The organism is Ferrimicrobium sp. (assembly GCF_027319265.1).
Classification (GTDB): domain Bacteria; phylum Actinomycetota; class Acidimicrobiia; order Acidimicrobiales; family Acidimicrobiaceae; genus Ferrimicrobium.
Genome location: NZ_DAHVNP010000059.1, coordinates 42,615 through 61,731, shown reverse-complemented (window position 1 = coordinate 61,731; position 19,117 = coordinate 42,615). Strand labels below are relative to the sequence as shown.

The window sequence follows — 19,117 nt, the reverse complement described above, 5'->3', positions numbered from 1 at the left end:
TCGACTACCTAAGCTGTCGGCAGATCTGGATCTCTTCTTAACGTGCTTCTACCACCAGCGTCCACATAGGTGACTGCTGGCCCACGCCGTAATGGGTCAAACCACAAGAATTCGTCAACCAATAGAACGCTCGCTGTCACTCCATCATGAGGCTCCATCCCAAAATCCGGATTGGCACCATAGTCGAGTTCCGCTGGCCATGTCACCACCATGTCGATTCATTCCCGCCACCCCACTCGCTCGGATCCAAACAGGGACGTCCTTTGACTGCCTCCAGTGCCCCAGCCATCGAGCCAAGGCATAAAAGACCATCATCGGTGACGATGGGAGTCGGTTGCGCTGTGGGACTTTACCCGTTGATATGAGTATTGACTCGACGAGCCCTCGTTGGAGGGCAGAAATCAGCGATCACAATTCCGGTGCGCCTATATGGGTCCTCATGGTACAATGCGCTCCACGCAAACCGGGTACCGCCAAATTGCGCCCTACCGTTCAACCGAGGTTCGCTATTCATCCCACATGAGCAAACTCTTCCCTGGTGATGCGATCACATCCAAGAAGTCGCGCCATTCCAAGGGTTTCAGCCGTCAACAATCCTTGCTGGTAGGCGCAGTTGTCGTCACTAGGTGGGATCGTCAACCCCCGCAGCACGCAATGCCTGATCGATATCGGCCCATAGGTCCTCGGTCGCCTCGAGTCCAACGCTGAGACGGACCAGGCCGGCCGGGAGTCGTTCCTCACCACTGTATTTGGAGCGTCGTTCAGCAAGACTCTCGACGCCACCCAAAGAGGTGGCGTGATGAAAGACCGCCAACTGGGTCACAAACCGGTCTGCACGCTCTGCGGTGTCGAGAATCAGCGACAACAAAGCACCGCCTGCGCTCTGCTGGCGACCCTCCCCAACGAGCTTTTCATCGAATCCCGGGTAACAGACCGCCTCGCGACCAAGTCGCTCAACGAGCGCATTTGCCAGCCATTGTGCCGAGTCAGAGGCATGACGAACTCGCACGCCGAGCGTCTTGGCGCCACGAAAGCAGAGATAGGCCTCCACGGGACCGATGATCGAACCAACGACCGCACGAATCTCGAAGAGCCGCTCGGCGAGCTCCTCATCGGCGACAATCACCAAGCCAGCAAGGACATCAGAGTGCCCCGAGATGAACTTCGTGGCCGAATGCACGACGATATCTGCCCCGAGCCTCAGCGGACTCTGGAGGATCGGGGTGGCGACGGTGTTATCAACCGCGAGCAAAGCGCCTTGCGCATGGCAGGCCTCGGCGAGTGCAGCGATATCATAGGCGACTAAGAGGGGGTTTGACGGTGACTCAATCATCAACACATCTCCCTCTTGCAGGGTTGTCAGCCCACTGGGGTGGTGCAAGGAGGCCTCCGAGACGTACGTACAGGGGATCAGCGCACGCTGATTGAGGAAATCCGCCAGATCGCGGGAACCTACATAGGTATCCTCAGAGATCACCAACCGAGAGCTCGCCAGCAGTGAAGAGGCGAACATCGCCGCTTGCCCTGAGGCAAAGGAGACCCCAGTGCCACCCTCAAGCTCCCCGATCAGGGTCTCGAGCGCCTCCCAGGTGGAGTTGGAATGTCGACCATAGACAACTCGCTGCCCCTCATAGTAGGTCGCGTTCAGCGATACCGCAGGATTGGGGCCATGCAGGCGATCCTCGACCACCGGAAGCTGTAACTTCGTAAAGGTATCCATCTATCCCCATCACTTTGGAGCCTACGCCGACGGTTTTGCGATCTCCTCGATGTTGACATCTTTAAACGAGATGACTCGGACTCGCTCGACGAAACGGACTGGACGATACATATCCCAGACCCACGCGTCTTCGAGCACCACATCGACGAAATTGACACCCTCTTGCTGTTTTGGCTCGACCTGTACTTCATTCGCCAAGTAAAAACGGCGCTCCGTCTCTACTACGAACTTAAACAGGGGAAGGACGGCCTTATATTCCTGATAGAGCGCAAGCTCCACCTCGGTCTCAAATCGCTCGAGATCCTCGGAACTCATGCCAACCAAAACCTCAGCCCGAGCAGCGAGTGGCTCATCGCTTCTCTTTGATCTTCGCCGCCTTGCCGATTCGGTCGCGCAGGTAATAGAGTTTGGCTCGTCGAACGTCGCCACGGGTGACGACCTCGATCTTGGCAATAATCGGTGAGTGGATGGGGAAAATGCGCTCAACGCCAACACTGAAGCTGACTTTGCGAACCGTGAAGGTCTCCCCAAGTCCGGATCCGTTCCTGGCGATGACGGCTCCTTGAAACACCTGGATACGCTCTCTCGAGCCCTCCACCACGCGAACATGAACCTTGAGCGTATCGCCAGGGGCAAAGTCGGGGATATCCGTCTTGAGGGACTCCTGGTCTAACATGTCGGTGGGCTTCATCGCTCCAAACGCTCCTTGTTCATAGTTTGCAACACTTCATCATACCCGTAGCGATGGAGGAGCTCTACCTCTTGGGGCGAGATCCCCCCTCGGGCCTCGATCAAGTCAGGACGCCGCTGGAGCGTCCGCACGAGACGTTGTGCGTAGCGCCAACGGTGCACCTCTTCATGGTTGCCCGACAACAACACCTCGGGGACCTCGTGCCCGTCAAGGACCCGTGGGCGAGTGTATTGGGGATACTCAAGTAGCTGGTCGAGGGCGAAGGACTCCTCCCTTGCACTCTCTTCGTTGCCAAGTACACCAGTACGCAAGCGAGCGGTCGCCTCGATGATCGCGAGCGCCGCCAGCTCTCCTCCGGCTAAAACAAAATCGCCGATGGAGATCAGTCGATCACACGCGTCCTCGATGCGCGCATCAAATCCCTCGTAGCGACCGCAGACGAGCGTGAAACCATCTGCCTGACTCAACTCGACCGCATCGGCTTGGCGAAAGGTCGCTCCCGCTGGACTGAGTCCAATGGTAGGCCGAACAGCCCGTGGGTCAGCCAAGGCCCGCAACACCGGCTCGGGCATCATCAACATCCCCGGACCTCCGCCATAGGGGGCATCATCGATGGAACGACGAGGATCATCGGTGTAGGAGCGAAGATCGAGCACGGTGACCTCAAGCAAGGAGCGCTGGGTGGCCCTCCCCAACACCGATGCGTCAAGGTACTGCTCGATCAGTTGGGGGAAGATGGTCACAACCGTGACCCGCAAGGTCATAGCTCGAATAACCCCTCAGGTGCCTCGATGAGCACGCGTTCATCTTCGACCTCAAGGATGAAAAGAGTGGGCACCAAGGCCCCACTCTCTAGCACCATCAACTCGCTCGCTGGATTCGCCTGCACGGCAACAACAACCCCATGCGCAACGTGATGCTGATCGACGACCGATTTGCCGATGAGTTGACCAACCAGGGTCACTGGCGGCTCATCGAGGGGCTCTGCATAGAGTGTGAGACCGGAGTAGCGTTTGGCCTCCTCCATGGAGTTCACGCCCTCCAGACGGACGAGGAGCCGATCACCCAGTGGGCGTACATCGGAGATGACGAGTTCTTGATCGAGCTTCGTAACGACTCGCAGGCCCACATGAATACGCCCGGGCACATCACTTAAGGGACGTAGGTAGAGTTCGCCAGCCAGTCCGTGACTTCGTCCGAGTTGAGCTACCTCAACCCTGTCGACGGGGTCGGTCGTCTCTTCGTGGTCCACCACGCCTACCACCGTTATTTCCACCCCTCGAAGGACGCCCACGACCACCGCCTGGGCGGCCATCGGAGAACTCGACCTGGGCACTCAAACCAGAACGCTGAGCAGCAGCCCCGACGATGGTGCGAATAGCCGTCGCTGTTCGACCACCACGCCCAATGACCTTACCGAGCTCGCCCTGGGGTACGGTTACGGTTACCTTGACCTCGCCCTCATGAGCACCCTCGGCATGGCGCACCGTGATCTGGTCCTGCCCACCTCGCACCAGTGAACGCGAAAGGTAGCCAACCAGCGAGCTGATGTACTCGCCTGATTGGGTCACTGAGCCAGCAGGCTCAGCGGAGTGACCCGTCTCAGCAGTGACGACGGTGTCTTGCGCCTCAGGGGCCTCATGCTCCTGGCTCGTCGCCATCGGTTCTTCATTCATGACCTCTTCATGCTCGGTCATTATTCACCCTCTTTGCTTGCTAGCGCTAGAATCTTCGAGACACGCTCGGTCGGAGTGGCACCCTTATCGATCCAGCGCTGTGCCGCATCGACGTCGACGTTGAACTTGGATGGCTCATTGCGCGGAGAGTACCAACCGATGATCTCGAGAAATCGGCCATCGCGAGCGACGCGCGAGTCGGCGACGACGATCCGATAGTGCGGTTGCTTCTTCTTACCGGTGCGAGCTAGGCGCAACTTGACTGCCACAGAACTTCTCCTCAACAAACTTAGTCAACGTTGGAAACGATCAACCTCTAAAGTGTAGGCGCTCGCCGACATCTACCTGCGCTTCTTGCGCTTGCTCTTGGCGCGGCTACGTGTCGCCGATGGTGGACCTACCCCCATCTGGCGCATCATCTTGTTCATATCACGAAACTGTTTGAGCAACGTGTTGACCTGCAATTGGGTCGTCCCAGAACCCGCCGCAATGCGCGCTCGGCGGGAGGTGTCGATCATCGCCGGGTTCTTACGCTCAGCCTTGGTCATCGAGGAGACGATGGCCTCGATGCGACTGATCTCACCCTCATCGATCTCCTGGTTCTTGAGCTCCTTTGGCACCCCTGGCAGCATAGAAAGCACTCCCTTTAGGGGGCCCATCCTCCGGACTTGGCGGAGTTGTTCGAGGAAGTCCTCGAGATCGAAGTTGCCAGAGCGAAGACGGTCGGCGCCCTTCTTGGCAACCTCCTCATCCATGGTGTCCTGAGCCCGTTCGATCAGGCTGAGTACGTCACCCATCCCAAGGATACGGGAGGCCATCCGGTCGGGATAGAAGGGCTCAAAATCCTCAAGCTTCTCTCCGACAGAGGCAAACGCAATCGGCTTACCCACGACCTCCTTGACTGAGAGGGCGGCACCACCACGTGCATCCCCATCGAGCTTGGTGAGTATGACCGCCGAGAGTTCAAGTCGCTCATCAAAGGCCCGCGCCGTCACTACCGCATCCTGGCCGATCATCGCATCAACTACCAGAAAGCGCAGATGCGCCTGGGTAGCCTTCTGAATCTCGCTCACCTCGTTCATCAGCGCATCGTCGATCGCGAGTCGACCAGCGGTGTCAATGATCACAACATCACGGGCGAGGCGCTTGGCCTCAGCGACACCCTTCGTAGCGACCTCCACAGGGGTGCTTGGTTCGCTAAAGACGGGGACACCCGCCTGCTCGCCGAGGATCTCCAACTGACGCACCGCACCAGGTCGAGCCAGGTCGGCGGCGATCAGGTAGGGAGAGCGTCCCTGGCGCCGGAGCAAGAGGGCTAGCTTGGCCGCAGCAGTGGTCTTTCCGGATCCCTGCAGACCCGCGAGAAGCAGAATCGTGGGGGGTGTCGAGGCGAAACGAATACGGTAGGTGTCCTGTCCGAGCACGTCGATCAACTCGTTATGTACGGCCTTGACCACCTGTTGACCAGGGGTTAACGAAGGCGAACTCATGGCACCAACGGCTGCCTGGCCGACCCGTTCGCTGATGCGGTTCACGACGCCGATGTTGACGTCAGCCTCGAGAAGGGCTCGGCGGATCTCGGCGAGCGCCTCGTCGACATCGGCTTGCGTGAGCCTGGTCTTCCCGCGAATACGCGATAACGCCCCCTCGAGGCGTTCTCCGAGTGTCTCAAACATCCGAATCTTCTCCTAGCAGCGCAGCAACAAAGGCCTTCGGGTCAAAGGGTGCGAGGTCCGCCAACCCCTCTCCAAGTCCCACCAGTTTAATTGGGAGGCCAAACTGGGACTCGATAGCGAGTGCTACTCCCCCTTTCGCACTCCCATCGAGCTTGGTCAGCACGATCCCAGTCACCTCGGCGGCACCGTGAAAAACTTCGGCCTGGCGTAAGCCATTCTGCCCAGTGGTAGCGTCGATCACCAACAGCACTTCAGTGACCTCGCCAGAGGACTTTGCCGCCACACGACGAATCTTCTTCAACTCCTCCATCAGATTGGTCTTTGTCTGTAGACGTCCGGCGGTATCGCACAGCACCACGTCGCTACCGACGGCCCTGGCATGCTCAATGGCATCGAAGATAACTGAGGCAGGGTCCGCTCCCGGCTGGCCCGAGACCACCTCGACACCGGTTAGGGCTGCCCATACACCGACCTGTTCGGTAGCCGCCGCTCGAAAGGTGTCACCTGCAGCGATCATGACCGAACGCCCCGCTACGGTCAACAAGCTCGCAATTTTGCCGATCGTGGTGGTCTTACCGGTACCGTTCACTCCCACCACCAGTATGACGCTCGGTTTTGTCTCCTTGGAGAACTCGAGCTCCCTCGTCGTTTCCAAGAACTTCGACTCCAGCAGTTCGGTCAGTGCTTGGCGGAGCACGCTTGGCGATGGGCTCTTCCCGAGCTGGGATCTCAACTCGGCGACGATCTCAGCGGCCAATGACGGTCCCATATCAGAGAGGATCAGCGTCTCCTCAAGACGGGTCCATTCGGCAGCATCGATGCCAGCATCACTTGAACGCAATCGGGAAAACAGCGAGGCGAACGGGCCGCGGGAACGAGTGAGTGAGGCGCTGATCGAGGCGGGTGCTGGTGGTGGCGGCATCGTGGAAGACGAACCGTCGCCTGTTTCAGCGTCATCAGGCGCTGCATCCTTCCCATCCGGGACGAGGGACTCCGGTGGGGCACCCCGAGAGGATACACGAGTGGGGTCCTGGTCATCGCCAGTCTGGCTATCGATCTCGGGAGTCTTGGTCTCAACCGCTGTTGCGGCAGTGCCATCAACCTGGCGCCGACCCGAATGCGAACGGGTCCGAACGAGCGCCAACCCGAACGCAAGGATGACAAAGAGTGAGACAAGGATAAGCAGTGATTCCATTGCTACTCATCGTAGACCCCAAGGCATGGCATCTTGGCCCTTTACCTTCGCCACACTCGTGAGCGCCGAAGCGAAACCGGCGTCCTCAGCTCGTTCAGCCGATTGACAAGGGCCGAGATGCCCATGGTGAGCGCACGCCGAGCAGTCATAGCTTCGACCTCGCAATGGTGAAATCCGTCAGTGTCGGACCGGCCATTGTCGGACGGGTCAACTCTCACCCAACGTCGGGAAACTCGCCCTCGATATAGTCTTGCGGAGCATCGGTGAGCACATGGCGAACGACCGTAGAGGACCCCCGAGGTGACATCGATATTCCAATCAACACCGCCGCGACCTCCATTGTCCTGCGTTGGTGGGTCACTACGATCACCTGGCAGTCGCGGCTCACATCCTCGATCAACGTTGCAAAGGCAGAGAGATTTTTGTCATCAAGCGCAGCCTCAACCTCATCGAGGACCACAAAAGGGACTGGCCGTACTTTGAGCACGGCAAAGAGGAACGCCAACGACACCAGCGATCGTTCCCCGCCTGAGAGCAGTCCGAGCCGACGCACTCGCTTGGCCGGTATCTTGATGTCGAGGCTGATCGGACTCGTCAAGGGGGCCCCTGGGTCATCGAGGAGCACCGCTCCGCTACCCCCGCGAAACAACCGCTCCATCAGTCGATCGAACTCGACCGTGACCTCAGCGATCATCGCGCCAATGCGAGCCGACATCTCACCTTCGAGCAAAACGAACGCCCGCTGTGCCTGCTCATGGGCCTCGCGTACGTCAGTGGTCTCCACACGAAACCGCTCCAACTCCTCCTCAAGTTCGGCTAGCTCCAACGCTGCCAATGGATTCACCTGGCCCACCTGGGTGATCTGACCCTCGAGCTCCACCAGCATCGCCTCAGCGACCGTTGGTGCGATACCCTCGGGCAAGACCGCTTGGCGGATATGTGCCAGTGGCATACCTGTCGCTCGCTGCGCCGCCTCCTCCTCAGTGAGGAGTCGGCTTCGCAACCGACTCTCCTCGGTGGCATAGTGCAGCCGTTGATTAGCGAGGTTTTCACGCTCGAGCGCCCTGGCTGCCTGCCGCTCCTTTACAAGCGCGTACTCTCGCTCCTCTTCGGCCCGCGCCGTGGTCACTCGATCCTCGAGCGGACGAAGAAGGTTGCCCTGCTCGTGGAGTTGGTCAGCGAGCGAACCGAGCTGGCTAAGGAGCGAGCGCACTCGCACTAATGGTGCCACCTGGTGCCGGCCAACACGCTCGACCCGCTGCTGGAGAGCCGTCTCTCGTGCTTCGAACTCCATGAGCCGCTCGCTTGCAGCCTTGGATTGGGCGGCGAGATCCGCTGCTTTGAGACGAATGCTCACATCGCGACGCTCAAGCTCTCCTCGCTTTTTCTCGTACTCTTGTGTTGCCTGTCGGCGTTCTTCGAGTTGCTCGGTGGCGGCTCCGAGTTGTGCATCGATTTGGGCGAGTTCTGCATCGACATCCAAGAACTCCTCTTCGGCAACCTGGGGGCTAGCCTGCAAGAACTCCAGTTCGACGGCGAGTGTTCCGGCCTCCGAAGCCAAGCTCGCCAGACGGCTCGCGATCTGCGCTTCCCGTCGGGCAAGCGTATCCACTTGGGCTTCAGCGGCCGCCAATGACTCCTGAAGTGTCTTGACTCGTGATCGGGTCGTGCTCACCTGTGCTACCATCGCTTGGCTCTCCTGCGTGAGCTCGGCAAGTTCGCGTTGATGGGTAGCCAGCTGCAACTGCGCAACTGCGCGCTGGGAGGCACCTACGCGGAGCAGACCCTCGCGATAGATGGTCCCACTCCGATCGACCATGGTCCCCTCGTAATCGCCCTGGCGAAGGTGCGCAAGCACGCTCTCCACCAGGCGAACCCCATGAAACCGCGGACCGAGCCAGCTCGGTGCCTGTTCGAGAAAGATCGACGCATCATCGGAACCGTCGCTCACGGGTACGTAACCCACGAAGGAATCCTTTTGCCCAGCGTCCAAGGCAGCGAGTAGCTCATCGATGGTGTCATACACATGAGCATCACTGAGCTCCCCAAGTACCCCCGCGACGGCCTGTGCGAGTCCATCGCGAGGCACGAGAGTCTGACCTAACGAGGTGGCCGCATCGCTCCCTGCAAGCTTGACCAACGAATTGACCTGGGATTCAAGCGCACGGAGCTGACCCTGTAATTCTCGTTCGCGACCACTCGCCTCTGTCAGCTCCTCTCGCGCTTTGGCGAGTTCGAGTCGTTGAGGATCCAAACCCGAGGCGAGATCTTGCCGCACAAGCGCTACCTTGGCGAGTTCAGCCTCCCGCTCCCTCCGTTCTGCCTCGATCGCATCGAAGCGGGCACTCGCTCGTGCCCAACGTTGTTGGCGCGACTCCTCTTCGGCACGACGGCGCTGCTCTTCTGCGGATCGTCGACGCTGCTCCGCCAGCAGATGCGATCGCCGACCACGCAAGTCGGCCACCTGGGCCTCAAGCTCAACGGGCCGGGTGGGGGCCTCGTCATCGAATTGATGTCGTTCAACTCCGAGCTTTACTCGTTGCGCTTGGAGCGCCTCGCCTTCCTGTTCAAGCTCATCGATTCGTCGGATCACTTCCCGTTTCGACGCCTCAATCCGACCGATCTCATCGCTCATCATGGTCAGTTCCGCATCGCTGCGAACGATCCTGGCCTCGAGCTCCGTGAGCGGCGACATCGCCGCGAGCACCTCCCCACGTAGGTCAGCCGCCTCCTGTCGGGTCGCCCGCAGGCGAAGGAGTAGCGGCTCCAGCATCGAAGGGCGCTCTTGGGCGTCACCTTGAGGCTCTTGGAGTTCGCTCAGGCGCGTGGTGACCTTGGCAAGCGCCTCCTCGGCCTGTTGTGCCTGTTCGCGATAGTCCTCGAGCCGTCGCCTTAGCACCCATAGTGCGACCGCATCCCGTCGTTTGGTCAGTTCGGCTCGTTGTTCATAGAGCGAGACCTGGGCACGTAGTGGCTTGATCCGACGACGCAACTCCCTCTCCTTGACCGACACCTCATGGAGACTCTGGGTCACACTCTCGACATGGCGCTGTGACTGGTTCAATCGCCGACGGAGCGTGGTCACCTGCGCCGCATCCTCAAGAACTCCGCGGAGCTCGTCCCCCTTTGCGTTAGCGAGTGACTCGATCTCCCCCTGAGAGATAATCACGTGCTGGGTCTTACCTAGATTCGCCTCGCTTAGCGTGTCAACCAGATCCACCAGACGGCACTGCGCGCCATTGAGCCGATATTGGGTGTCACCGGCGCGAGTGATTGCGCGGCCCATCGCGATCTCAGCCATCGGCAACGCTACCTGATGGTCCCCATTGTCAAATTCGATGGTGACCTCAGCACGTCCCAGCGGCTGGCGACCATCACCACCGGCGTAGATCAGCTCCTCCATCTTTGCTAGCCGCAACAATCGTGGGCTCTGCGCTCCAAGAACCCACGCCAATGCATCAACAACATTGGACTTGCCAGAACCATTCGGCCCCACAATCGCAGTCACCCCTGCATCAAACTCGATCGTGACCGAGTCAGCAAAGGATTTAAAACCCATCATCTTGAGTCGCTGTAGCCTCACTACAACCTCCGTTGGCACTTTGGGCAAAAATGCGAATACCTGCCTTGATATCGCAGACGTTCGATCACGGCGTAGCACAAGAGACAGCGCCGCTGCTGGCGCTGATAGACAAGAAGCGAGGGATAGTAGCGACCCACCCCCTCAAGGTTGCGATAGCTACGATCCATGAAGGTCGATCCCTCAGCGTCAATCGCCTCCTCGAACACCTGGTGAATCGCGCTGATCAACGACCACAATCGGTCGTCCCCCATCGGGGCGCAACGCTCTTCAGGGTGGATGCCCACTCGGTAGAGCACCTCGTCTGCGTACATATTGCCAAGTCCCGCCATCACCTTCTGGTCCATGATAAAGGTCTTCACCGCGCGTTGGGTGTGGTGGAAGCGATCTGTGACGTATTGGGCCACCCGATGGGGATCCTCGAGCAGATCGATTCCCAGCCCATTCAGCTCCGGAGCATACGGCCACTGTGGGAGCCACTCTTGAACCAGGAACACCTCACCAAAGGTTCTCGGGTCGACAAGAGCGAGCGTACGCCCACTCGCGAGCGTCAGCGCAAACTGGGTGTGGTGCCCTAGCTCACCGTCACAGGCGAGGCGCAGGTAACCCGACATGCCCAAATGAACCACGAGGGCGGATCCATTCTCCAGACAGATTGCGAGAAACTTTCCCGCTCGGTCGACTCGTGTCACCCGCTCGGGGGGCATCCGCGCTAGGCTCATCGCGTCCCCACGACGTAGGACCCTTGGTCCGAGGAGTGCAACCGTCTCGGCCACATCACCGACTATCCTGGCCGCGAGCTGGCGCCGGATAGTCTCGACCTCGGGCAGTTCAGGCACCGGGTGGTGACCCCTTTGCCTCATGGGATTGTACGCTCGCGGCCTCCGCCGCCTCCTCATCGACGCCTGCGCGAACGAAAGAGCCAACCACCTCCAGCTGCTCGAGCGCCGCTCGACAGGCAGCCTGTTCGGCCTCCTTGCGGGAGTGGCCGACCCCTTCGAAACTCCCCAGATCTGGGACAGATAGACGTACACGAAAGAGACGCTCGTGGTCTGGGCCACTCCAGTCAACGTCATAGTGCGGCGCGCTCCGTCGAAGTTGAGCCAGTAGTTCATGGAGATGCGACTTATAGTCGCCCAGAATCTCATCATCGCTGGCTAGAGCGACCAACGGTTCAAGAAGAGCTCCAACAAAACGACGCGCACTATCGAGTCCCTTGACCTCATAGACCGCCCCGACGATGGCCTCAAGGGCGTTCGAGAGGGCGTTGGCGCTCTTGGCATCCGTCTGACCGACGACTAAGAGTTCTCCAAGACCTAGCTCCTTGGCGCGCTCCCCAAGGGCGACCCGACTCACGAGTGCGGCTCGAAGTTTTGTCAACCTTCCCTCGGTGGCCACGGGGAAACGATGATAGAGCTGATCGGTGACCACCAGCTCTAAGACTGCATCGCCGAGCAACTCAAGTCGTTCATTCGAATCGAGCGTGTCGCTCGCTCCGGATCGGTGGGTGAGTGCCTGGGCAAAGAGCGGATGATCGACAAAATCAGCCGGTAACAGCGAAAGAATCCTCGCTTGAGGACCCCGAGCACGCCGGTCGGTCAACGTTACTGGCTTACTCCGAGTACCTGGACAACATAGTCGACCGCATCACGCATGGTTCGAAGATCCTCAAGATCATCGTCCTCGATGCGGAACTGATGTTCCCCTTTGGAGAACTCACCCTCAATCGCTTCGACTAGCTCAATCAAAGCGAGCGAGTCGGCATCGAGATCATCGACAAAAGACGAACCCTCGCTGATACGATCCTCATTGATCTCCAGTATCTCCGCTAGTTGATGACGAATGATTTGGAAAATATCTTCCCTCGTTGGCGGATTATTCACCTGCACTCCCCTCTAATCTTCGAATCGTCCCGACCACATCGGCCTGGGCGAGTTGACGTGCGTTACGGATACCACTGGCGACAGCACGGGCGTTGGAGGCGCCGTGACCGATCAAGAATAATCCATTCACCCCTAGCAATGCCGCAGCTCCCGTGTCATCAGGAGTCATCTGATTCCAAAGGGGCAACAACTTGGGCAGTGCGAGATCGAGCACGCCGTCATCGCCCAAGGAGAGCGCAGCCAGGATCGCTTGGGCGAAGAGGTGCGCAGCACCCTCTAACGACTTCAGCACAATATTTCCAGTAAATCCATCGGTGACGACGACATCGACCCGGTCACTCATGATATCCCGGCCCTCGACGTTACCCAGGAAGTTAATCGATGGTTCATCGACAAGGAGCTTATAGGTCTCCTTCACTAACGCGTTCCCCTTCCCTGGCTCCTCACCGATGGAGAGCAGTCCGACACGGGGTCGATCGATATTGAGGCGAGCTGCACAGAACACCGAACCCATGACCGCGAATTGATGGAGCCAGGCCGGTGTAACCTCGGTGTTTGCGCCAGCATCCAACATAATCGTGGAGGTAGTTCCTGGCACCGGGAGCTCGACCGTAATCGCTGGGCGGGCTACTCCGCGAATGCGGCCAACCTTGACGAGGGCGGTTGCCATTGCAGCCCCCGAGTTACCAAAGGTAATCAAGGCACTCACTTGTTGCTCCTTGAGCAGAGTCGCACCAACCACCATGGAAGCATCTCGCTTGCGCCGAGGTGCAGTAGCCGGGTCATCGCTCATGAGGATCTCCTCGCTAGCGTGGACCACACGCACACGAGCATCCCCTGCCAACGGGTGGCATGCCTCTTCAGTTCCGACGACGACGATCTCGCCACCAGTGGAGTCAAGCGCCTCAAGGACACCCTCAACGATCACTGCTGGGCCGCTATCGCCCCCCATGAGGTCGACGGCAACAGGATTCACGTGGTTACGCTTCTACCTCGAGCGCCTGGCGGCCCTTATAGTAACCACAGCTTGGGCAGACGTAGTGCGGTCGCTTAGGACTCGAGCAGGTTGGGCAAAGGCTGGCAGCTGGCGCCATCAGCTTCCACGAGGAAGCTCTACGACTCCTCGTCTTTGCCTTCGACGTAGATCGCTTAGGAACCGCCATGACCACTCACTCCTCTGTTGCTCTGATATGCACCGCCTGGGCAATTTCGCCCAATTGCGCGTACCCTCCGGAATTCAAATTGACCAAGTAACTCTAATCGCTCTGACTACGAACCATGTCAGCGACCCGGTCAACTGCGACGCGAGCGATCAGCGCCGTATCACCTCATCCGACCCACCTGCGCGCTGCGCACGAACAAAGCATCCTGACACTCTCGGCATCCATCAGAACGTCGCGCTCGACTAGAGCTGGTCGAGTGCAGCCCAGCGTGGGTCACCACTATCGCCAGAGCATCCACAGGGCCCCTCGTTCAGATCAGCTCCACAGAACTGGCACAGGCCCTTGCAATCGTCTCGACAGAGTGGGACCGGCGGCAAACCTAGTACACAGAGATCGCTCACCGCAGCCCGGAGATCAAGGGTCTCTCCTCGAAAGCCGTAGTGTTCTTCAGCATCATCACCCTCTACAAAGAGTTCTCGCGACTGACCAACCACCTCGCCAGTCACCCCTCCAAGACAGCGTACGCACTCTCCCACATATCTCGTATGGACCTCGAGGGAGACGAAGACGCCCTCTCCCACCGCCTCAGCGCGTCCATCGACGCGAATCAACGCATCATCGGGGATCCGTGATGAGGTAACAAAGAGATCGGGAATGCTTCCTTGCAGTACGAAATCGTAGACACGCTCACTGCCCTTGAGCAGATTCGAAACCGAGATCTCAAAATCATGCACCGTTCTCCTCGCCTCCCTCGCGCTTGTCGGGAGCAGATCCCGACTCAACAGGTTGGAAAAAATCACCAGCCGACTCGGACTCTGTGACCCTAGACTCGGTGGCCCTGGGTTCTGAGCTGTCCGCGAGTCGTTGCCGTCCACGTCGCGTCTGGTCCAAGAGGTCCGAGAGCACGATCTCAAAATTGGCCAGACGACGATCAATGTAGTCCTCAGTCTGGCGCTTCAGATGATTTGCCTGTTCACTTGCTTGTGTACGAATACTGTGCGCTCCGGCCTGCGCGGCCTGAATGAGCTCACTCTGTTCAATCATCGCCTCCGCTCGCCGACGTGCCTCGGCCAAGAGCTGCTCGGCCTCAAGCCTCGTTCTCTCCAGCACTTGGGTCCGCTCCGCAAGAACCTCGCGAGCCTCGGCGACCTCCCGAGGGGATGCATCGAGGCAACGATCGATGAGCTCAAGTGCCTGATCACGGGGGATCATGACCGACGCCGAAAGTGGCACCCCTTTCCCATCGGCCACCATTGCTCGTAGCTTCCGGAGCAGCTCAGTTATCGACTCTGGCTCGGCTGCTGCGGTCACGATCGTTGGTTCCGTTCGCGAAGAGCTGCATCAACCGGCTTTGGCACCAAGGACGCAACATTACCCCCATAGGCCGCCACCTCCCTGATCAGTTTCGATGAGAGGTACGAATACTCTGAGGAGGTTGGCACAAACAAGGTGTCGATGCCGGAGAGTTCCCGGTTCATCTGGGCCATCTGGAGCTCGATCTCGAAATCTGAGACGGCCCGCAATCCTCGGACAATCACCGTTGCTTCGACTTCCCGAGCAAGATTGACGACTAACGATGCCAGTGCAACAACGGTAACGTTCTCCATGCCCTCAACAGCGAGTCGCACGAGCTCCATCCGTTCTTCAAGCGAAAAAAGAGGACCCGCCTTCTGGGGGTTGCGCATCGCGGCCACCACCACCTCATCAAAGAGTCGGCTGGCCCGTTCGACGACCTCAAGATGACCGTTGTGGAAAGGGTCAAAGGACCCAGGAAACAGCGCGCGCCTCATGACGACGTCACCACCCTCTCTTCTCTACGTAGATTCTTAGCTGCTACCAAATTCAAAGGTCGCGCCCCGTTCTGAGCTTGCTCCCCGTTATGAGTTCGAGCGGGTTTATCGACAAATAGCTTGCCACTGGCTTGTCGCCCGGTCACGCTTTGCAAGACCTTCCCTGGGATCCAGGTAGCTTGAACCATCGTCACTTGCACCATCGTCACTTGCACGCCCCAGCCATGCACCTCTGCATCACGAGCACTCTGGCCAGCCCCGCACCCCGTCATTTTGTCCCCTTTGCGACTCGCGCACAACCATCCTGCGATCATCGGACCTCTTGCCCCTCATGCTCAACTGGCTCAAAGAGCCCCAGACGCGTGTCTCCGTAGCGACGCCACCAACACACCCTCCAACGTGGACCAAGCGTCACCTCGCTAGTAGACTCTACCACTACGAACCGAGCAGATGGCAACCTCCGGCCAAGCTCTTCAAACCCTGTGTAACGATAGGGTGGATCGAGGAAAACGATCGTAAACTCATCGTCGCGCAGACGATCGAGGCACCCGAGGGCCTCCACCGCATGCCATCGCATTCGATCAGTGATGCCCAGAACAAGCGCTTGTTTACGTACCTGGTCTGCCAGACTGGCATTGCAGTCGTTATAGACGACCGAGGAGGCACCCCGCGAGATGGCCTCAAAGCCAACGGCCCCTGATCCTCCGAAAAGGTCAAGCCAGCTCGTCCCCTCGAGGGCCATCATGCTCTCGAGGATGGAAAACAGTGCTTCTCGCAAGCGCTCCGTCGTTGGACGAACCCCCGCGGGAACACGCAGCTTCAATCTTCGCCCGCCTAGGGTACCTGCGACAATCCTCACCACACCATCACCTCTCACCTCTATCGACCATAGCCACCCACACGTGAGGGCAGCCAGGATCGACGCATCGCATCGCTTCGACGGCGATCATGATCACTTCGGTGTCGAACCCACCGCCAACACCGACCATTGTGATCGATGCCCTCCTGCACCGACGTGCTAGCACCAAACCCCACCCGACCTAGGCGCTCTGACCGAAGTGACACCACGCCATCTAAGGGGTTAATACCGTGCATTGATTCTTCAAGAAATGTCCTTCACCATACTTATTATGGTGAAGATGTTAACCATCCGTGAGACCGCACAAGCTCTTGGGGTAGCAATGCAGACGCTGCGATCACGAGGGGCTGTTGAAGCCCGCTGAAATCACCACCTGTGGTCACCGACGTTACGATCTTACTACAATCCAGGCTATGAGGTTTCGACCGGTTGGTCAACCAGACCGCAAACAGTTGCCCATGCGCGAGCAGCCCCCTAGGTCTCAGCCCCTAGGTCTCAGTATCAGCGTGTGTGCAGCAGTCGGTTGGGGTGCAGTTCACCTGCGCACTCCACCGTCTCACAGTCTCGGCACTACGACCGATCCTTTTGGCGAACTCCCCCGCGCTAAAGGTTTCGGCCATCGAGTATGCGTATAACAGGTCTTGGTCGATAACCTGTCTTCAGTTACTAGCTCCTGAGTAGAAAATCAGCCTCGTCCTCTCCAAAGAGCGCCTGCATCATCGCGCGTAGCCGTGGGTGTCTTTCAAGTGTTCGATCCTCGGCGATGATCGCCCGGGCATGCTGACGCGCCTCGAGCACCAGCTCCCGGTCCTGGCTTAGCGAGGCTACCTTCAGATCGGTCCGGCCGGCCTGTCGCCCACCCAACACCGTCCCCTCTCCTCGCAACGCAAGATCGACCTCCGCGAGGGCGAAGCCATCCTCGCTTGCCACCAACGCACCAATCCTTGCTCGTGCCACCTCACTATCGGCCTCCGACAAGAGACAACAATACGACTGCTCGGCTCCGCGTCCAACGCGACCTCGGAGCTGGTGAAGTTGGGCTATCCCAAACCGATCCGCATCCTCGATGATCATGACCGTAGCATTCGGGATATCCACACCTACCTCGATCACCGTTGTCGCCACCAACACATCGATCTCCTGGCCCCGGAAAGCGGTCATCACCTCCTCCTTGGCCTTGGAGGGCATCTTGCCGTGGATCAACCCCAGCCGTAGGCCTGCAAGTTCCGCCGCTTGGAGGCGTTCAAATTCGTCAGTTACGGCTCTGACCTGTAGCTTGGTACTCTCATCAACCACTGGACACACAACGTACCCCTGGTGACCGAGAGCCACCTGTTGTCGCAGGAGTGCGAAGGTCTCAGCCACCTCAAGCGGCGATCGCGCCCACTGTGTCTCGATCGGACGGCGCCCCGGAGGCAGTCCTTCGATGATGGAGACATCCAAGTCGCCATAGACGGTCATGGCGGCGGTACGAGGAATTGGTGTCGCCGTCATCACCAGGGTGTCGGGTGAGCTACCCTGTTGGGCGGTCACCCGATCAGTCAACGCTGAACGCTGCTCAACGCCGAAACGATGTTGTTCATCAACGACCACAAGCCCCAATGAAGCGAACTGGAGCTCATCGTTAAAAAGAGCGTGCGTGCCGATGACGATATCGAGGCTGCCATCACGAAGTTCACCAAGAAGTTTGCGACGACGAGCGGCAGGCGTGGATCCGGTCAACAAGTCAATCGAAACTGGCCGAGGCATCCCCGCAAAGAGGCGACCGGTCGAGGCGTCTGGAGTCTTGGTCTCGGCAATTAGCGACGTGATCGAACGGTAGTGTTGCTCAGCGAGCACCTCAGTCGGCGCAACGAGCACCGCCTGGTGGCCACTCTGGACCGCAAAGAGCATCGCCACCACTGAAACTAGTGTCTTTCCTGAACCCACATCTCCTTGCAACAGGCGGTGCATCGCCCGATCAGAGCTCATGTCCTTAGCAATCTCGCCAATAGCGCTCAACTGGCCCACGGTGAGCTCGTAGGGAAGACCGGCGAGGAACTCCTCAACGAGGCGAGCCTTGCCTGGCACCAATGGATGCGCATCATGCACCGTCGCAACCGCAGCCGCTTCACGCTCCGCACGCAACTGCGCTAACTTGAGCTGCAGCAGGAAGAGTTCGTCAAAAGCCACGCGTCGGCGTGCTGCTTGTCGGGCGGCCTCGTTGGCGGGAAAGTGCAACTGCCAAAAGGCTTGATAGACGTCATACATACCGAGGAAGCCACGCAACGAAGGAGGGAGCACATCCACGAACTCTGAATAGGTCGAGAATACCTGTGCTATGGCGCGGGCGATATCGGCCGAGGTCAGACCGGAGGCCTCTCGGAGCGAATACAGCCCAACAATCGCACCAGTCTTATCCCCGATAGGATCGACCAGCGGGTTTGTCATCTGTCGACGACGCCGAAACAGCTCAACCCGCCCAAATACGGCAACCTCACCGTCGATCGATGCAAGCTGTTTAGCACGGTAGGGTTGGCCAAAAAAGGTGAGGGTGACTTTGCCCGACGCATCCACCAACTGCGCCTCCACCAGCACGCGACCACCTCGTGTAGGAATCCGGCGGGCGTCCATAATACGCCCGACCAAAAGCACCTGTTCACCAGGGACTGCCTCACCAATCGCGACCTGGCGCGAGCGATCGATGTACCGGCGTGGAAAGTAGGTGACGAGATCATAGACGCTCTGGACCCCAAGCGCCTCCAAGGCGCGAGCACGGCTAGGACCGATGCCCGAGAGTTCCTGCACGCTTAGCCGAGTCAACTCATCTAGCCGAACTACCGCACTCACGAGGGACTTAACCTCCACTTCTCTCGTTGATCACAGGCTAGTACGGACACCATTC

21 protein-coding genes are annotated in these 19,117 nt (G+C 59.0%); all 21 read right to left on the bottom strand.

The features are described 5' to 3' along the window. Positions 1–8 precede the first annotated feature (8 nt). Positions 9–212 (bottom strand): hypothetical protein, encoded by a 204-nt coding sequence (locus M7439_RS08840; RefSeq protein WP_298341546.1) that lies wholly within the window; start codon positions 210–212, stop codon positions 9–11. 410 nt (positions 213–622) lie between these two features. Continuing rightward, positions 623–1,720 carry a PLP-dependent aspartate aminotransferase family protein gene (locus M7439_RS08835; RefSeq protein ID WP_298341543.1) on the bottom strand — a complete coding sequence of 366 codons (1,098 nt, stop codon included), beginning with the start codon at positions 1,718–1,720 and terminating at the stop codon, positions 623–625. 21 nt (positions 1,721–1,741) lie between these two features. After that, positions 1,742–2,035, bottom strand: a complete 294-nt coding sequence (locus M7439_RS08830; protein ID WP_298335561.1) for a DUF2469 family protein — start codon at positions 2,033–2,035, stop codon at positions 1,742–1,744. Positions 2,036–2,069: 34 nt separating this feature from the next. Further along, positions 2,070–2,411: a 50S ribosomal protein L19 gene (gene rplS / locus M7439_RS08825; RefSeq protein ID WP_298211152.1), complete on the bottom strand. Its 342-nt coding sequence runs from the start codon at positions 2,409–2,411 to the stop codon at positions 2,070–2,072. Next, the gene (trmD, locus tag M7439_RS08820; protein WP_366525278.1) at positions 2,408–3,169 is read right to left on the bottom strand and encodes a tRNA (guanosine(37)-N1)-methyltransferase TrmD; all 762 of its coding nucleotides are present in this window, start codon (positions 3,167–3,169) and stop codon (positions 2,408–2,410) included. Before trmD ends, rplS begins: the two co-directional genes overlap by 4 nt. Before the next feature lie 2 nt (positions 3,170–3,171). Beyond that, positions 3,172–3,663, bottom strand: a complete 492-nt coding sequence (locus tag M7439_RS08815; protein WP_298349707.1) for a ribosome maturation factor RimM — start codon at positions 3,661–3,663, stop codon at positions 3,172–3,174. Then, the gene (locus M7439_RS08810; RefSeq protein ID WP_298341534.1) at positions 3,623–4,108 is read right to left on the bottom strand and encodes a KH domain-containing protein; all 486 of its coding nucleotides are present in this window, start codon (positions 4,106–4,108) and stop codon (positions 3,623–3,625) included. Before M7439_RS08810 ends, M7439_RS08815 begins: the two co-directional genes overlap by 41 nt. Then, entirely contained in the window at positions 4,108–4,356 is a 249-nt protein-coding gene (gene rpsP, locus M7439_RS08805; RefSeq protein ID WP_298341531.1) for a 30S ribosomal protein S16, read from the bottom strand. Before rpsP ends, M7439_RS08810 begins: the two co-directional genes overlap by 1 nt. Before the next feature lie 72 nt (positions 4,357–4,428). Continuing rightward, the gene (gene ffh, locus M7439_RS08800; RefSeq protein ID WP_298341528.1) at positions 4,429–5,763 is read right to left on the bottom strand and encodes a signal recognition particle protein; all 1,335 of its coding nucleotides are present in this window, start codon (positions 5,761–5,763) and stop codon (positions 4,429–4,431) included. Further along, positions 5,756–6,958, bottom strand: a complete 1,203-nt coding sequence (gene ftsY / locus M7439_RS08795) for a signal recognition particle-docking protein FtsY (protein ID WP_298341524.1) — start codon at positions 6,956–6,958, stop codon at positions 5,756–5,758. Before ftsY ends, ffh begins: the two co-directional genes overlap by 8 nt. A gap of 214 nt (positions 6,959–7,172) precedes the next feature. Then, complete coding sequence (locus M7439_RS08790; protein WP_298341522.1) at positions 7,173–10,541, bottom strand: AAA family ATPase; 3,369 nt, start codon at positions 10,539–10,541, stop codon at positions 7,173–7,175. Continuing rightward, a complete protein-coding gene (mutM, locus tag M7439_RS08785) occupies positions 10,541–11,377 on the bottom strand; it encodes a bifunctional DNA-formamidopyrimidine glycosylase/DNA-(apurinic or apyrimidinic site) lyase (RefSeq protein WP_298341520.1) in 837 nt (278 codons plus the stop codon). Before mutM ends, M7439_RS08790 begins: the two co-directional genes overlap by 1 nt. Continuing rightward, positions 11,370–12,140, bottom strand: coding sequence for a ribonuclease III (rnc, locus tag M7439_RS08780; protein WP_298341516.1), 771 nt, complete (start codon positions 12,138–12,140; stop codon positions 11,370–11,372). The genes mutM and rnc overlap by 8 nt, the downstream gene beginning before the upstream one ends. A 2-nt stretch (positions 12,141–12,142) precedes the next feature. Beyond that, positions 12,143–12,421 (bottom strand): acyl carrier protein, encoded by a 279-nt coding sequence (locus tag M7439_RS08775; RefSeq protein WP_298341513.1) that lies wholly within the window; start codon positions 12,419–12,421, stop codon positions 12,143–12,145. Further along, complete coding sequence (plsX, locus tag M7439_RS08770; RefSeq protein ID WP_298341510.1) at positions 12,414–13,397, bottom strand: phosphate acyltransferase PlsX; 984 nt, start codon at positions 13,395–13,397, stop codon at positions 12,414–12,416. Before plsX ends, M7439_RS08775 begins: the two co-directional genes overlap by 8 nt. 4 nt (positions 13,398–13,401) lie before the next feature. Further along, a complete protein-coding gene (gene rpmF, locus M7439_RS08765; RefSeq protein WP_131493653.1) occupies positions 13,402–13,584 on the bottom strand; it encodes a 50S ribosomal protein L32 in 183 nt (60 codons plus the stop codon). A 242-nt stretch (positions 13,585–13,826) separates the two neighbouring features. Continuing rightward, positions 13,827–14,318, bottom strand: coding sequence for a DUF177 domain-containing protein (locus M7439_RS08760; protein ID WP_298341507.1), 492 nt, complete (start codon positions 14,316–14,318; stop codon positions 13,827–13,829). Continuing rightward, positions 14,311–14,895: a hypothetical protein gene (locus tag M7439_RS08755; RefSeq protein WP_298341504.1), complete on the bottom strand. Its 585-nt coding sequence runs from the start codon at positions 14,893–14,895 to the stop codon at positions 14,311–14,313. Before M7439_RS08755 ends, M7439_RS08760 begins: the two co-directional genes overlap by 8 nt. Beyond that, positions 14,892–15,374, bottom strand: coding sequence for a pantetheine-phosphate adenylyltransferase (gene coaD, locus M7439_RS08750; RefSeq protein WP_298335531.1), 483 nt, complete (start codon positions 15,372–15,374; stop codon positions 14,892–14,894). Before coaD ends, M7439_RS08755 begins: the two co-directional genes overlap by 4 nt. Before the next feature lie 310 nt (positions 15,375–15,684). Then, positions 15,685–16,236, bottom strand: coding sequence for an RsmD family RNA methyltransferase (locus M7439_RS08745; protein ID WP_298341501.1), 552 nt, complete (start codon positions 16,234–16,236; stop codon positions 15,685–15,687). A 663-nt stretch (positions 16,237–16,899) separates the two neighbouring features. Next, entirely contained in the window at positions 16,900–19,080 is a 2,181-nt protein-coding gene (recG, locus tag M7439_RS08740) for an ATP-dependent DNA helicase RecG (RefSeq protein WP_298341499.1), read from the bottom strand. Positions 19,081–19,117: the final 37 nt, after the last annotated feature.

Bases quoted from the DNA above. Each gene is read 5' to 3' on its own strand.
- M7439_RS08835 (WP_298341543.1), bottom strand. From the start codon at position 1,720: ATGGATACCTTTACGAAGTTACAGCTTCCGGTGGTCGAGGATCGCCTG.
- M7439_RS08840 (WP_298341546.1), bottom strand. From the start codon at position 212: ATGGTGGTGACATGGCCAGCGGAACTCGACTATGGTGCCAATCCGGAT.
- rpmF (WP_131493653.1), bottom strand. From the start codon at position 13,584: ATGGCGGTTCCTAAGCGATCTACGTCGAAGGCAAAGACGAGGAGTCGT.
- rplS (WP_298211152.1), bottom strand. From the start codon at position 2,411: ATGAAGCCCACCGACATGTTAGACCAGGAGTCCCTCAAGACGGATATC.
- M7439_RS08830 (WP_298335561.1), bottom strand. From the start codon at position 2,035: ATGAGTTCCGAGGATCTCGAGCGATTTGAGACCGAGGTGGAGCTTGCG.
- ftsY (WP_298341524.1), bottom strand. From the start codon at position 6,958: ATGGAATCACTGCTTATCCTTGTCTCACTCTTTGTCATCCTTGCGTTC.
- coaD (WP_298335531.1), bottom strand. From the start codon at position 15,374: ATGAGGCGCGCGCTGTTTCCTGGGTCCTTTGACCCTTTCCACAACGGT.
- M7439_RS08810 (WP_298341534.1), bottom strand. From the start codon at position 4,108: ATGACCGAGCATGAAGAGGTCATGAATGAAGAACCGATGGCGACGAGC.
- ffh (WP_298341528.1), bottom strand. From the start codon at position 5,763: ATGTTTGAGACACTCGGAGAACGCCTCGAGGGGGCGTTATCGCGTATT.